Raw genomic sequence first — 14,740 nt, 5'->3', positions numbered from 1 at the left:
ATATTAGATTTTTTATTATATATCACAATGAAATACAAGAATTATTCATTTGAAACCAATGTAAACAAATATTCTTTCTCTCAGAAAATTATATAAGAGGGGGTTGTTTGCATTGAAGAATAAATCATTTAATGTATTGATGGCTGGACAATCTTTAGCAAATGCTGGAGATGTTTTTTATATTGTTGCGCTCATAACAAGCGTTTACAAAGTAACAAATTCTTTATTTTATGTTTCGTTGGTTCCTGTAATAAATATGCTTGGAGGGTTTTTAGGAGGTTTATTAGCACCACTACTCATAGATCGATACAAATTAAAAAAGATTTTATTTAATTCTCAATTAGTTAAAACTTGTATCTTACTTGTGCTAACCCTGTACGTATCATTATTATTATCGGAAGATTCAATTGAAACGGTTTATATAATTATTTTCTTTATCACTTTTTTAGATAGTTTCGCTAATCCAGCAAGTAGTGCATTAATACCTCAACTTGTTTCGGAAGAAAACTTATTAAAAGCAAATAGCCTTATGTCTTCTATATATCAATTCATTCAGATGGGTGGATGGGCTGCAGGTGGTATATTAGCAGCATTTTTGCATTCGAATGGGCTATTAATGTTGACGTTTAGTTTGTATGTATTATCAACATTCTTGCTGGCATTCGTTAAAGTCGAAGAAAAGAAACAATCTGAAGAATTTGAAGAACTATCAGTAAAGGAAAGTAAAATGACTTCAATGTTTGAAGGCTGGAGAATAATTGCAGGAGATAAGAGGCTGCGTGTCCTCCATTTAACGCTAATTTTTAGTTCTATAGCTAGCCCAGTTTGGGTATCGTCCATTCTATACCCTTTTATAAACATAAGGCTAGGTGTAGGAACTGAGTGGTGGGGTTATATAAACACCTCTTTATTATTTGGATTATTTCTAGCCGGAATACTTGCATATAGACAATCTGATTTCATTAACAAAAATATTCGGAATGTGCTATTGCTTGGAGGCTTTATGGTCTTTCTAATGACTCTTTTATTTGGACTTAATGTAAATCCCACCATTTCTCTTTTACTGATTGGTATGTTTGGTTTATTCGAAGAACTGAGGATGATTTCTATTCATACAATCATCCAAAGTTTATTTAGGGAAAAGCTTTTGGCTAAGGTTTATGCAGTACAGAGTACTTTAATAATGGTAACGTTCGGGATATCAACTCTTATGATGGGGATACTTGGCCAGCGATACAGCATTGTAGTTGTATTTATTGTTGCCTCGATATCCTTAAGTTTTTCATTTATTAATCTTATTACCTCTAGAAAGCATTTAACAATATCTATAGATGAATCTAGCAAAAACTTTGAAAACCAATTGTAAATATTTTAGACAATAAGCCAACGGTTCCGTTGGCTTATTTAATGTAGAATGTCTTTTGTTTCGTTATGACACAAACTGTGCAATTAGTCTTAATGAACTAACGGGTGCGTTAGTTCATTAAGGATCACAAAAATAATCAAGCTTTTTATAAAATAATCAAGAAGATTAAAAAAAAGTTGTGTTCGAAAAAGGGGAGGATATAGATATTTCCTTCCCCTTTGTGTTTACTGATGAATTTATATGACTGTATATAATGTACTCGATTTTGTATCTCAAAACAGTTAGAGATTAAATTGGTGCGGTTTTGAGTGGATTAATAACTCTATGTACTCAAATTCATGTCCCCAATGTACTTATCTTTGTGTCTTCGTACAAGACCCGTTCGAAATATGAAATTGAAAATTTATATAAACCGTATCTGACCTACCAGGGTAGACTTACATTTTATTTAACTATGTATAACTGTATTAAGTTACCTATGGATTCGCCAGGGTGCTTCGTTTAGCAGCCGGATACTTTTTCAAAGGTTTCCCCCTGTAAATTGAGAATCCTTAAACTCCTGCAAGGATTTCTTGTCAATCACCCATCTATCTTTTTCCCTTTCTGCCTTAAAATGTCCAGTTCTTGCCCAATAGGTAACGGTTGCCTTACTAACTCCTAAAATCTCTGCTGCTTCGGGTATTGTTATCTTGTTAGACTTCTTTTTCATGAACTACCCCCCAAAAAAAACCTTATCGTTTTAAAGCTCATTTAGCCTTTACTGGGCTTTATAACACTTATTATAAGGTAAATTAACGCCCCGTATACGGTACGTTAGGGGCCAATATATGAACGTCAACAGCGCTACCAATATAATCAGTTCCACCCTAAAACAAAGGGGATGACTACTTATAGTTTTACATAAACTAAACTCCATAATTCCAAATAGGAGCAGATATATAAATGGCCAATGACAAAAATAAAAAAGATGAACCTCCTAATTTCACATGGGGAGGATTTTTTATATTGCTCATTTCATTTGTTTACTTTGTTTTCATCTTTCCAATTTTGATGCAGTGAATGTACAAATCATTTACATTAACGCACATTTAATACCCAAGCTAATAAGGTCAAAATACACCTTGAACCCCCCCAATTACTTTACATATTTTCACAATCATTTAAAATGCTTGTTTTACACAGACTAAAACAGGGTGATGAAATGTATGATACAGCTTTTTATCAGAAATTCTTAAATACTGAAATTGGAATTGTAGTTCTATTTGTAACTGGAATAGGCTTTAATATTTTATTGTGTTGGTGGTTCTGTAAAATAGATGATGAACAGAAAACGAACTCTTATGATATAGGTTCAGGTAGTTCTGATGTTTCATCCGAGTCAAGTTCAAGTGGTACAGGTCAGGATTCAACAACAACCAATGGTTCCAGTTCTTCTAATACTGGTTCAGGCAGTAGTTCTAGTGGTTCTTCAAATAGTTCAAATAGTTCAAGTGGGTCAAGTTCAAGTGGTGCTGGTGCGGTTGCAGTATCAGCCAATTCTTCTAGTTCTTCCAATAGGGGTGGCTCTTCTTCGTAAAATAACGTGTCGCTTAAGACGATTATGAGGGCGATTGACTTTTACTTAATGCGAGTTACCACCCCAACGCTATCAAGTTTAAATTTTATGCACACTCAAAATGAAATTTTCTTTTAACATTTATCGTTTTTGGGGTGACCTGATTGATATGGCTGTCCCCCTAGAATATAAAAAGGGTGGTATTGGAATGAGTAAGAGAATAGTCAAAAGGATTTTTGTAGTTGCTTCCACACTTTCGTTTTTTAATGGAGCGTTGATAGGTTTTCATCTTATGTTTTATCCAAATGTAGGATTTCCAGATTCGGAAGGCTGGAAATCCATGCTTTTTTATTTTGGTTATGGTTTATGGTCACAGTATATCGTTTTGCATTTTTTAAACGAACAAGGCGATCAAGAGGAAAGTGAGGAAAGTAATTAAATTGTTAAAACAAACCTTTCCCCTTCTTTTGGGATGTAAGGGCTGTCGCTTTTTATGTTTTACACTTTTTTCTGATAGACCCAATTAGTATGCATTTTATGTCAAATCTGCGAAAAGTCTTATAGAACAAACAGGTGCTTTGGTTCATTAACAGGGGTTGCTACGGCAGCCTTTTTCTTATGGCACTAACGGGGCAGGTTAGTTCAAGAAGCGTATGTATTCGAACTGTGACATTCCTTTAGTTAAATCTTACAGTAATATTTTGGATTTTGTTGTTATCGGGATAATTTTGATCCTCTTCGTTCACGCTAAGTAAAAAGTATGATACTGGGATTTAAAGTCATTTTAAACAGCGTTATTCTAAAATACGTAAACATACCCCCGGCGGGACTGCTTGATAAAGAGGGGGGGCTTTTTTTACTCCTCCCTATAGGTTTGTTCAATATTCAATTTATGACAGGACCTCTGCATGGATTGAAACTCTTTTTAAGCCGTGTGGAGAGTTTATGGAAAAGTAAAAGCTCGTGAATGAGGTGGATATTGTTTACCTCATGCAGTAGAAAGGAGGAAGATGATGGAGAAAGGGGAAATTTCATCTCTACAGATGGCATTCATGATGTATCCGACGATTGTGGCAACGGCTATTCTCGGAGTTCCAAGCATCACAGCCAACTATGCCAGAACCGATTTATGGCTTTCCCCCATTTTTGCTGCGCTCATAGGGTATCTGACGGTATATATCGCTATTAAACTGCACAAGCTTTATCCGAAACAAACGGTGATCCAATTCAGTGAACAGATTATTGGGTTGATTCCGGGGAAAATTCTCGGATTTTTATTCTTGTTTTTTTAGGGGCTAATCCTTAGAACCTACGGAGAATTTGTTGTTGGCTCTTTTTTGGTCAATACCCCGATTAGCGTGATCATGGCATCGCTGGTACTCCTCTGTGCCTTTAGCGTTCGCGGAGGGATAGAGGTGTTGGGGAGAGCTGCCCAATTGTTTGTACCTGTTTTTATTTTCCCAATCATTATCTTAATCCTCTTACTGATCCCTGATATTGAATTCAAGGAAATATTCCCGATATTGGGGAATGGAATTATGCCTCCAATCAAGGGAGCGATTGTACCGGGTGGATGGTTCAGCGAGTTTTTCCTGATGATTTTTCTCCTCCCTTTCTTGGCTGACAAGAAAAAAGGGATGAAACACGGGATGATGACTGTGTTTACCGTGATGATGACGTTAATTGTGGTGAATCTTATAGTTCTATTTGTACTTGGGTCAACAACATCCACAAAGAATTATCCATTGATGAATGTATCTCGGTACATCAGTGTGGCCGACTTTTTTGAACATGTAGAGTCCGCCGTCATGGCGGTATGGATAGTAGGGGCGTTTGTGAAAATTTCCGTTTTTTATTATGCATCTGCTATAGGTACAGCACAGTGGCTGAACCTCTCCGACTATCGGCCTGTTGTATGGCCGATAGGGATTTTGATTGTCATATTCAGTTTTTGGTCGTTGCCCAGCTCTATGGATGCTGATCGTAATGATATCAACGTCTTCCCTTTTCATGGAATATTGATACAAACGATTATTCCTCTGTTATTGTTAGTGATTGCTGTTATACGGAAAAGAAATAGAAAGGGAGTCGATTCAAGCTAATATTTCATAACGTTTTTAATTTCTCCTTTAATGTAATTTAATGATATTAGGTCCTAGCAACTACAGCTAATTTGAACCTTCTACCCGCACTTAATGAAAGTAACCTATTTAGAAAAATTCACTTCTATAATTCCCATATTGTTCTGAATAGGAGGCATCATTCCAGTGCCCTTTTATAAACAGAATCAGAAATCACAATAAGTCTTATGCAACTAACAGGTGCGTTAGCTGAAGATTGGAGCTGTCTTAAGGCAGCTCTTTCTTTATGGAACTAAAGGGGCAGGTTAGTTTAACAAGATTTTAATACTTGGACAAAGTCATTATAAATAAATGTTAAAATGTTCATATGATTTTGTGAAGAAAGAGGTTCGCTATGTCAAAAAATGTGAAATGGTTTACAATTCTTATTCCTACTTTTTATTTCCTTATCCCGTTAATATTGAAATTTAATTATGATTCTAGTTTTTTACGTATAAAATTCATTGAGCTTTATATCAATTGTATTCCTATAACAGTTTGTGTAATATTTTTGATAAAAAAAACGATAGTAAATAATTTTTATAAGTTAGTCGTTCTAACTGCTTTTATTGTGTATTTATGCTCATTACATCAGGTAGTTACCTTTATTCCAGTGTGGCATTATTTGGAAGGTCGAGTTATATCTTCAACAACTCCATTGCTAAATTTAGTTCCTTTTAAAACAATTTTAGAATCAGAAATTTCACAACTAATGGGTCCTTTATTAATGTTGACCCCATTAGCTTTTGCACTAATGTCTCTTAGCATCTTAACAAGTAAAAAAAAGACTATTATGGTTACAATGCTTATCTCTATTGGGATTGAACTAATTCATTTTATTGAAAATTCTACAGGGTCAGCGTTTTTATTATATGCTCGTTCAACAAACATTGATGATGTCATTCTAAATACCCTTGGAGGTGTGATAGGGGTATATATCTATCTTTTGTTTAATCATTTTATAAGTAAGGGGCAATCTGAAAGGTTGCAAATTTGAACTAACGGGTGCGTTAGCTGAAGATCAGAGCTGTCTTTAAGGTAGCTTTTTCTTTATGGAACTATCGGGGCAGTTTAGTTCAACAGTAACTTGGAAGGATTTTCTCCAAAAAATGCCGAATTTACAATAATATACATTTTTGTTTTTAGGGGGATCGTTATGTGGGAGAGAATGTTTATAAGTACATCTCGTGGAAAGTTTGAGATCTTTACCCAAGGAAAAGGAGAACCAGTGTGTATTACCCATTTATATAGTGAATTTAATGAATTAGGTTATTATTTCGCCGACACTTTTGTAAGTCAATTCAAAGTTTATCTAATAAACTTAAAAGAAGCAGGAAACTCTTGCAAAGCAGGTATAGAAGATGAATTAAGTATGAAGGAAACCTCTAAGGATTTAGAGGCTATTAGAGAAGCGTTAAATTATAATAAATGGTGCTTTGCAGGGCATTCAACTGGAGGAATGCTTGGTTTAATTTATGCAACAATGTTTCCAAAATCTCTGACAAAACTATTAGTTGGAGGAGCAACTGCTACTAAAAGATATATGGAACACGAAGGCAGTATTTATAGTCCTCGTAGTCCACTAAATAAAAAACTTAAAAAGATTTTTGCTGTATTAAAATCTCCTGACTCTACCACTGAAGAGCGAAGAAATGCTAACAGAGAATGGACTAATATGTCTTTATATAACATAGAAAGATGGGATGAATATTTTAAGAAACCGAGCAGTGGAAAAGTTGTACAAAAAAGGCTAGATTATTATTCCTTTAATGACTTGCCAAACTACGACATTCAAAATGAACTGTATCAGGTTACTATCCCGACCATTGTTTATTGTGGAAGATACGATGCCCAATGTCCTCTTATTTTTTCTGAAGAAATAAATGCAGGTTTAAAAAATTCCAAACTTTATATTTTTGAAAAAAGTAATCACGTACCGTATTTAGAAGAGAAAGAAAAATTCCTTCAGATGGTTTCTGATTTCAAAGGGCTGACAACAAAAACCTATTCTTAATGAACTAACGGGTGCTTTAGTTCATTAACAGGGGTTGCTGCGGCAGCCTTTTTCTTATGGCACTAACGGGGCAGAATTGTTGAACAAGAGGTATGATATAAGTATTGGGGTGATTGTATGAAATATACTTGTCCTTGTTGTGGATTTAAAACATTAGATGAAGAACCAACTGATACATATGCAATTTGCAAAATATGCTTTTGGGAAGATGACGGTGTTCAATTTCGGGACCCTGATTACGAAGGCGGGGCAAATGAAGTTTCATTAAGGCAGGCACAAAAAAACTTCATTAAGAGTGGGGCATGTGAAGAAGGCTGTATTAAATTTGTAAGAAAACCTAATGAGAAAGAAGTAAAAGACCCTGTTTGGAAACCCTTAATTTAAAGAAAGTCTTCAGCTAATGGGTGCTATACTTCAAGAGTAATACTGCTATCTTGGCTGTCGGGAGAGGATTTATGAAAACAAGAAACAAAAGTGCTGCTAAACTATTCTATGCATTATCAATATTTCTTTTGCTTTTCGCTGCCTATGATTACCTAACTGGATGTATTGGTTGTGTAAAAATTGATTTACGCTATTTCTTTATCTCATTATTTGTAGCATTAGTTTTACATATGACAAAAGAAAGAAAAGGGTATGAAGATTGAGTTAATGAACTAACGGGTGCGTTAGCTGAAGATCAGAGCTGTCTTTAAGACAGCTTTTTCTTATGGCACTAACGGGGCAGGATAGTTCTACAAGCACAGTGTAATCGAACTGTGACGCAATAACTTTTTCTAACAAAATTAAATAAAGGAAACAAATTAGAAACACTTAACTATTAAACTTATTTTTATCTTTCTTTTTTTGATACTCAATTAAGTATGAAACCGGTATTGCGCCAATGAAGACGCCAATTGCCCTAAATAAAGACTCTTGCGTAAAAAAATCCGTGCCTTTTATGGTATAGCTGTAAATAGAGAAACATAAGAAGCAAAAAAGACCGACTAAAAAAGGAACAAGGATATGTTTATAAAATTTCATAGCAAGCATAACCTCCTCAAATGTATAAAGTTGTGTTTACCCTTTTTTAGAATTTTTTAACATAAATTCCTTTTGTAAAGTAATACATAAAAAAAAGTGCGTCTAAACAGTCTGCAATGAATTTTACTTTTACGCCTACAAAATAATCAATAAGAGAAAATGAATGGAGATACCTGTGCCCGTTGTTTGTTGCACAGTTTGTGTCAACTCTGCGATAAGTCTTAATGAACTAACGGGTGCGTTAGCTGAAGATCGGAGCTGTCTTTAAGGCGGCTTTTCTTAATGAACTAAAGGGGCAGATTAGTTGAAGAGAGGTTTTTAACTTGTGTTTAACAATCGGGCCATATTCTTGTAGAAGTGAAACATAAAAATTGTCTAAATGGGGGCTAGAGCATTTTTGGCAACAAAAACCGTACTCCAATTTATAATACAATTGGAGTACGGTTTGATTCATATTGAGAAGTCGTACATCACATACTAATTTGTCTACGATTAACTAAAAAATATATTTTTTAATTCATTAATAGTTAAAATAATAAATAGTAAAATACTAACGCCTAGCGCAATATTAGATAGCCACTGATGACGATCAAGCGTACCAATATATTTTTTCTTGTTAAGTAAATAAAGCAAAGTAATTGCCATAAAAGGCATAAAGATAGATCCTAGTGCGCCATATGCAATGATTAATCCAACAGGTTTTCCTATGAAATGTAGTAACATTGGAGGGAATGTTAACCATAATACATAGAAACGATATGCCTTTGTTTTACTTAAATCACTATTACTAATGTCTTGATGACGAATTAATCTAATGAAATCGGCAAATAAATAAGGAACACCATTCCATACTCCAAGTACAGAAGTAAATGAAGCTGACCAGAATCCAATTAAGAATAAATATTGAACAGATGGATGTAGTTCATTACCTAAGATTGAAGCAAACTCTACTAATCCCTTTTCTCCACTAATATTAACATCTGTTCCATATAATAATCCCGCACCCAATACAAGAAGTGAGATTGTAAACAACGCAGTAACTATATATGCAATCGCAGAATCATAGCGAACCGCACGTATAAAAGATGATCCCTTCCATTTATTCTCTTGTAACCAATAACCATAAGAAGCCATTGTTAGTGAACCACCTACACCACCAATTAAACCGAGAGCATATACTAATGACCCTTGTGGAAGTGTCGGTACAGCAGTCCCCCAAATACCACTAAGTTGTGGGACGACTAGAAGGGCAGATCCAACAACTGTGATAAACATGATTCCGATTAACCCGTTCATGATTTTTTCAAATGTTTTATATTTTCCCCACCATACTAATATAAATGCTAATAATCCATGGATGATTGCCCATTGAGTTAAAGAAAGTTGAGGGAATAATACCGCCATAGCAAGCGCACATGAAGCTGTACCGGCAGCACCATAAACAAAGCCCCAAATGACTGAATAAACACCAAAATAACCTGTTGCCCATTTACCCATTAGGTGCCAGCCTTCTAATATAGTTTTACCACTTGTTAAATGCCAACGACCAACGCCTTCATTTAAAGCGAATTTAAGAATAGAACCTATAAGAATCGCCCAAAGAAATACTAAGCCATAATTTGTACCTGCCACAAGTGCGGCAACTAAATCACCTGCACCTACGCCAGTAGCAGCAACGATCAATCCAGGTCCAATAATGGAAGTTTTTTTTACCCCCAGATCTTGCTCAATTTGTGTATGTTTTTGTTCTATCATTGTAATCCCCCGTTGTATTCTTGATGATAACCTTTTCAAATTTTATTCCAAAATTAAGAGTTAAATAAAAATGGCCTCCTTTTCTATATAGAAAAATAAAGTGAAATTGATCACTTTGTGGATCTAAGTTGTTATTGTAAAATTCTTTTTTCTTTATTTTAACTATTATATCATTGATTATTTTTTAAGAAAATTAATAATTTTAGTAATATAATGATAATTATTAATTTTAAAAAAATACAAAAACTCTCAAAAAAAAGAAAGTAGTACTGGACTTATTGAATTTTAAAGGTGTTTCATTACGAATAAAGTTGATGCTTTTACAATAAAGATGTTTAAAACGCCAGTTGTTTTATTCCTTTAAAGGGCGCTTTTCTTTAATAAGAAGGCGTCCTTTTGTATTGCACCAGATTCTAGAACAACACATTTTAGGAATCGGATTATGTTAAAGTTTAGAAGAGATTGTGAATGTTTCTACTTAAACTATAGGGTGTGTTAGTTCTATAAGGATCACTAAAAATAATCATACTATATTATAAAAACTTTATACTAAATCACTAGAAAAGAATCCATTTTGATTATCTTTTTCAAAATGGATTCTTTTTATTTACGCTAATATGGGGGTCAGGAGGACCTATTGATCAATCCCTACAGTTGATTCTTTTACGTGCAAAATGCAAATTATCTCCAAAAGTAACACTTTTCAACAGTCTACTGTGTACCCAAAACTTACAAGGTATTTCTATTTCTTGAAAAGCTGTTCGACATGTGCTTTCAGATACAGGAAACATATCTGATATAGCAACACATGATATGTCTTACTTTTTTTCCTATTTCGTACTCTGTTTCAAACGAATGATGTTCATTTTAAATATCAAATAGATATTTTTGTTGTTATTTCCTAAAAACACCCTACTATAATAGTAGGAGGTAGCATTTGCCATGAAAAGAATACTAGTGTTTCTAGCTACATTTATGTGTTTGTTATGGATTCTTGCACCATTTTTAAAAGGTCAATTTCAAGAGGAACCAAAAGTCTCGGAAACAAAGGCAGAAAATAAAAAGAAACTTAAACCCGACAACGCTTCATCTCAAGCTCATACACCTGTTCCGAAACAAAAAGTAACTTCAGCAACCATAGGCGCTGTGGGAGATATTTTAATTCACGATAGGGTGTATATACCCGCCCGCAAGTCAAACGGCTCGTATGACTTTAATCCGATGTTCCGATTTGTGAAGCCCTATCTGGGGAAAACGGATATTACGGTGGCTAATCAGGAAACGATGATTGGCGGGAAAGAATTAGGGCTTTCCTCATATCCTTCCTTTAATTCACCAGTAGAGGTGGGAGATGCTCTAAAGGCAAACGGGGTTGATCTCGTGACAATCGCCAATAACCATACACTTGACAGAGGAGAAAAGGCCATTTTGAATGCGCTTAACCACTGGAACAGTATTGGGATGCCTTATACAGGAGCTTATCAATCGTCTGAAGACCAGAAGATCATTCGAATATTAAAAAGAAACGATATTACCTTTTCGTTTCTCAGCTATACGTATGGAACGAACGGGATTCCTGTTCCTGCGGGGAAGTCGCATCTTGTGAATTTAATTGATACCACGAGAATCCAGACGGAAGTTAAAGAAGCAGAGAAAGTTTCAGATGTCGTTGTGGTCAGTCTGCATTTCGGCAAAGAGTATGAACGGTTGCCTAATGATGAACAAAAGCTGCTTGCTCAAACGACAGCTAATGCAGGTGCTGATATTATTATTGGCCACCACCCACACGTTTTGCAGCCTGTTTCATGGCTTACAAAACCAAATGGCGAACGGGCATTTGTTGCTTATTCGTTAGGGAATTTCTTATCCGGCCAGCTGGGAGATTACAAAGACATCGGCGGTATTATGCAAATTGGCGTAAAGAAAATCCAAACCGGGGATGATGTGAAAATCGAACTGCAAAATCCAAAATTCCTGCCAACCTGGGTCAACCGCCCATATGAGATCATTCCAATGAAAACCTTAAGTGATCAGTCTGACAAATATAACGAAATCCAAAAACATATGAATCAATTCATGCCTGAACTGTCATTTGATTTTTAATGAAAGTACAGTCTTTGGCATTGGAAAAAACTAATTGTTTTACATAATGAAAAAGCCACCGGCTATGTAGCCGGTGGACCGCATATTCCTCCTAATAAGGTAAACACTATTCACCATGTTCCAGCTAAACGGCTTGAACCAACAGATGAACATAAAAGGTTGCTGCGGCAACCTTTTTCTTACGGAACTAACGGGGCAGTTTAGTTGAACAAGAAATAATGTAAAATTCATAAGAATTGTCGAGGTGATTGTATGAAATATACTTGTCCTTGTTGTGGATATAAAACATTAGATGAAGAACCTCCAGGAACGCATGATATTTGTAGAATTTGTTTTTGGGAAGATGATAATTACCAATATGAATATCCAGATGAAGACGGTGCAAATAAAATTTCTTTTAGAGAGTCACAACAAAACTTTATAAAATTTGGCGTTAGCGATCTAGATTTTTCGGAAAATGTAAGAAAACCAAATAATTCCGATATAAAGGATCCAAATTGGAAACCGATATGAGTTTATATAGGGAATTATTAAACTAACGAGTGCGTTAGCTTAAGATTAGAGCTTTCTTTAAGGCAGCCTTTTCTTTATGCAACTAAAGGGGCAGGTGAGTTTTTTGTTAAATTACATCATTTTTATTATAGCGTTTTTAATTATTGCAATAGTGTTTGAACGTTGGTTGAAGAAGAAATTAAAGATTGACAAAAGTAAGGGTCATTTTTACAAAAGTGTTAATAAATTTCAGAAGTGGATTGAAACGTCTATGCTAATTGCGTTTCTTATCTTAATATGGTTTGTTGATAATACTATCCCCTTGCTTATTGGCTACTTCCTTATTTCATTAAGTTTCCGTACTTTCATGGAATGGCAATATAAAAGAGAAAAAAAGGAATACATTTTAACTCTATACTCTATGTTTATTTACCTTTTTGTTTTGGTCACAGGCTTTTACTTAATTTAATATTATCTAAATAAAAACAGCCCCAATAAGGGACTTTTTTACTGTGTCCTTAATGAACTAACGGGGCAGGTTAGTTCATTAAGGAAATTTATGAAACTATTGAGGCTTTCTAGTCGTAGAATAAGTTATCAGATAATTATTGTTAAAACCTCGTTGGAAAAGATATATCATTCTCAAGTTTATTAAGGAGGTATAAAATCATCAAATTAATTATTGAGGTTGACTCAAATATTGATTTAGATATTGAGTGGATACATTTAATTCTTTTAGCTAAAGAATCTGGTATATCTATTGATGAAATTAAAGAATTCTTAAATCAATCTTCGGGACCTCGATAAGGTCCTTTTTTTATTTTCACCTTTTATGCTGTTGTACAGTTTGTGTCAACTCTACAATAAGGCAGGTTGCTGAGGCTTCCTTTTTCTTTATAGAACTAACGGGGCAGTTTAGTTGAAGAAGAATAATGGGTTATTATGGTAATATGTGATTATAGGGGGGCTATCTAAATGAAAAATTTAATTATTGGTATCATAGTTTTATTGGTACTTTGGCTAATACTTCCGTTATTTAATATAAACTCATCATATTTAATTCCTAATGTAATTGAATGGGCTACAAAGTTCATACTTCCGTGGATAGTATTGTATTGGATTATCAGACTCAATAAAAATTTAGAAAAAATTTAATAGCCTTTATTGAACTAAAGGGTACTTTAGCTGAAGATCAGAGCTGTCTTTAAGGCAGCTTTTCTTTATGGAACTATCGGGGCAGTTTAGTTGAAGATATAAATGGTGTGATTTGGATAATAGTAGATTTTAGAGGTGAAATATGGAAATTTCAAAAAACGCTAAAATATTAAATACAATCTGTATACTTCTTGTTACTATTCATATGCTTGTTTTGTATGCGTTGGTTTTTATGACAGATAAATTGGATACAAGGTTTGGACAAATATGCTCTCTAATTGCATTGGTGTTAGGAATTTTGTTTTGCTATAAAGCCTTCAAAATAAAGTCACCATTACGCCATACCTTGCTGATCACAACGTTTTTAATGTCGTTAATAGGTGCGTTAATCCTTCTTGTATTCTTGATTGCTTGTTTTTAAAAGGAGTGTTTTATGCCCCCTTATAGCATCAGTCTATACGAAAACACCCAAAATAAAAAAGCATAGTTTTTCAACTAACGGGTGCTTTACTTCATTACCAGGATCTGAACAGCAGTTCCTTTTCTTATGCAACTAAAGGGGCAGTTTAGTTTAATAAGGATTATAATCTGGTTGTAGGAATAGAACCTATAAGGCGGTAAATAAAATGGAAACAAATGCTTTATTTTACAAGATTCAAAAGAGAACTATTTCGACTGAGGATTATGTAAATTGGTCGCACAACTTGATAAAAACCGACGTGTCATCACCATCCGTAAATATTATTTCTTCATTTCCATTTGACGAAAATATTTTCGAAGTGGAAGTTTATTTTAAAAGAGCTTTGAATGAATTGGTAATAGAGAAACCAACCCTTGAGATATGTGCTAGAGCCTATATAGGTCATTTAGCAAATGAAATTATTAAAGAAAATAACCATTCATTGACCTTTGATTTTGCTTATATGATTTATCGGATTGTTGCTTCGGATTTAGATTATCCAAATGATTTGATGGAGTGGTATGAGATAAGTGAAATGATTGATGAACTACGAAATGGTGATATACCTTTAGAGTTTAATGAGAACGATGTAATATCAAGGATTAAAAATGAGGCAGGTAAATATTTTATTAAGGATTAGTATTTCTTCTTCAACTAACGGGTGCTTTAGTTCATTAACAGGGGTTGCTACGGCAGC

15 protein-coding genes and 1 pseudogene are annotated in these 14,740 nt (G+C 34.4%); 13 read left to right on the top strand and 3 right to left on the bottom strand.

The window, feature by feature from the left end:
* Positions 1-112: 112 nt before the first annotated feature.
* The gene (locus AC2YHV_RS20780) at positions 113-1,366 is read left to right on the top strand and encodes an MFS transporter (protein ID WP_487373991.1); all 1,254 of its coding nucleotides are present in this window, start codon (positions 113-115) and stop codon (positions 1,364-1,366) included.
* Between the two features lie 520 nt (positions 1,367-1,886).
* Here AC2YHV_RS20780 and AC2YHV_RS20775 read toward each other — a convergent pair.
* Positions 1,887-2,075: a helix-turn-helix domain-containing protein gene (locus AC2YHV_RS20775; protein ID WP_367411839.1), complete on the bottom strand. Its 189-nt coding sequence runs from the start codon at positions 2,073-2,075 to the stop codon at positions 1,887-1,889.
* 492 nt (positions 2,076-2,567) lie between these two features.
* Between AC2YHV_RS20775 and AC2YHV_RS20770 the strand changes: the two genes are divergently transcribed.
* From AC2YHV_RS20770 to AC2YHV_RS20740, 7 genes and pseudogenes are all read left to right on the top strand, one after another.
* On the top strand, positions 2,568-2,942 hold the full coding sequence (locus tag AC2YHV_RS20770) for a hypothetical protein (protein WP_487373990.1): 375 nt from the start codon (positions 2,568-2,570) through the stop codon (positions 2,940-2,942).
* A 187-nt stretch (positions 2,943-3,129) separates the two neighbouring features.
* Positions 3,130-3,360: a hypothetical protein gene (locus AC2YHV_RS20765; RefSeq protein WP_487373989.1), complete on the top strand. Its 231-nt coding sequence runs from the start codon at positions 3,130-3,132 to the stop codon at positions 3,358-3,360.
* A gap of 571 nt (positions 3,361-3,931) precedes the next feature.
* Positions 3,932-5,023: pseudogene (locus AC2YHV_RS20760) on the top strand (GerAB/ArcD/ProY family transporter).
* Between the two features lie 373 nt (positions 5,024-5,396).
* Positions 5,397-6,038, top strand: a complete 642-nt coding sequence (locus AC2YHV_RS20755) for a VanZ family protein (RefSeq protein WP_487373988.1) — start codon at positions 5,397-5,399, stop codon at positions 6,036-6,038.
* 159 nt (positions 6,039-6,197) lie between these two features.
* Complete coding sequence (locus AC2YHV_RS20750; protein ID WP_487373987.1) at positions 6,198-7,055, top strand: alpha/beta fold hydrolase; 858 nt, start codon at positions 6,198-6,200, stop codon at positions 7,053-7,055.
* 117 nt (positions 7,056-7,172) lie between these two features.
* Positions 7,173-7,439 (top strand): CPCC family cysteine-rich protein, encoded by a 267-nt coding sequence (locus tag AC2YHV_RS20745; protein WP_487373986.1) that lies wholly within the window; start codon positions 7,173-7,175, stop codon positions 7,437-7,439.
* 71 nt (positions 7,440-7,510) lie between these two features.
* Positions 7,511-7,702, top strand: a complete 192-nt coding sequence (locus AC2YHV_RS20740) for a hypothetical protein (RefSeq protein ID WP_487373985.1) — start codon at positions 7,511-7,513, stop codon at positions 7,700-7,702.
* Between the two features lie 166 nt (positions 7,703-7,868).
* On the opposite strand, the gene AC2YHV_RS20735 is transcribed toward AC2YHV_RS20740, so the two are convergent.
* Both AC2YHV_RS20735 and AC2YHV_RS20730 read right to left on the bottom strand, forming a co-directional pair.
* Positions 7,869-8,078, bottom strand: a complete 210-nt coding sequence (locus AC2YHV_RS20735; RefSeq protein ID WP_487373984.1) for a hypothetical protein — start codon at positions 8,076-8,078, stop codon at positions 7,869-7,871.
* A gap of 492 nt (positions 8,079-8,570) precedes the next feature.
* Positions 8,571-9,833, bottom strand: coding sequence for an Nramp family divalent metal transporter (locus tag AC2YHV_RS20730; protein WP_202187497.1), 1,263 nt, complete (start codon positions 9,831-9,833; stop codon positions 8,571-8,573).
* A gap of 942 nt (positions 9,834-10,775) precedes the next feature.
* Between AC2YHV_RS20730 and AC2YHV_RS20725 the strand changes: the two genes are divergently transcribed.
* The 5 genes from AC2YHV_RS20725 to AC2YHV_RS20705 all read left to right on the top strand — a co-directional run bounded on the left by AC2YHV_RS20725 (position 10,776) and on the right by AC2YHV_RS20705 (position 14,683).
* Positions 10,776-11,936, top strand: a complete 1,161-nt coding sequence (locus AC2YHV_RS20725) for a CapA family protein (protein WP_487373983.1) — start codon at positions 10,776-10,778, stop codon at positions 11,934-11,936.
* Between the two features lie 252 nt (positions 11,937-12,188).
* Positions 12,189-12,449 carry a CPCC family cysteine-rich protein gene (locus AC2YHV_RS20720; protein ID WP_144481125.1) on the top strand — a complete coding sequence of 87 codons (261 nt, stop codon included), beginning with the start codon at positions 12,189-12,191 and terminating at the stop codon, positions 12,447-12,449.
* 76 nt (positions 12,450-12,525) lie between these two features.
* Entirely contained in the window at positions 12,526-12,897 is a 372-nt protein-coding gene (locus AC2YHV_RS20715) for a DUF4181 domain-containing protein (RefSeq protein ID WP_487373982.1), read from the top strand.
* 164 nt (positions 12,898-13,061) lie between these two features.
* Positions 13,062-13,235, top strand: coding sequence for an anti-repressor SinI family protein (locus AC2YHV_RS20710; protein WP_487374105.1), 174 nt, complete (start codon positions 13,062-13,064; stop codon positions 13,233-13,235).
* Between the two features lie 974 nt (positions 13,236-14,209).
* Positions 14,210-14,683 carry a hypothetical protein gene (locus AC2YHV_RS20705; RefSeq protein ID WP_487373981.1) on the top strand — a complete coding sequence of 158 codons (474 nt, stop codon included), beginning with the start codon at positions 14,210-14,212 and terminating at the stop codon, positions 14,681-14,683.
* Positions 14,684-14,740 lie beyond the last annotated feature (57 nt).

Source organism: Peribacillus sp. SRI_006, assembly GCF_057586375.1.
Note: the sequence above shows the minus strand (reverse complement) of the source record. Positions and strands in the feature narration are given on the sequence as shown.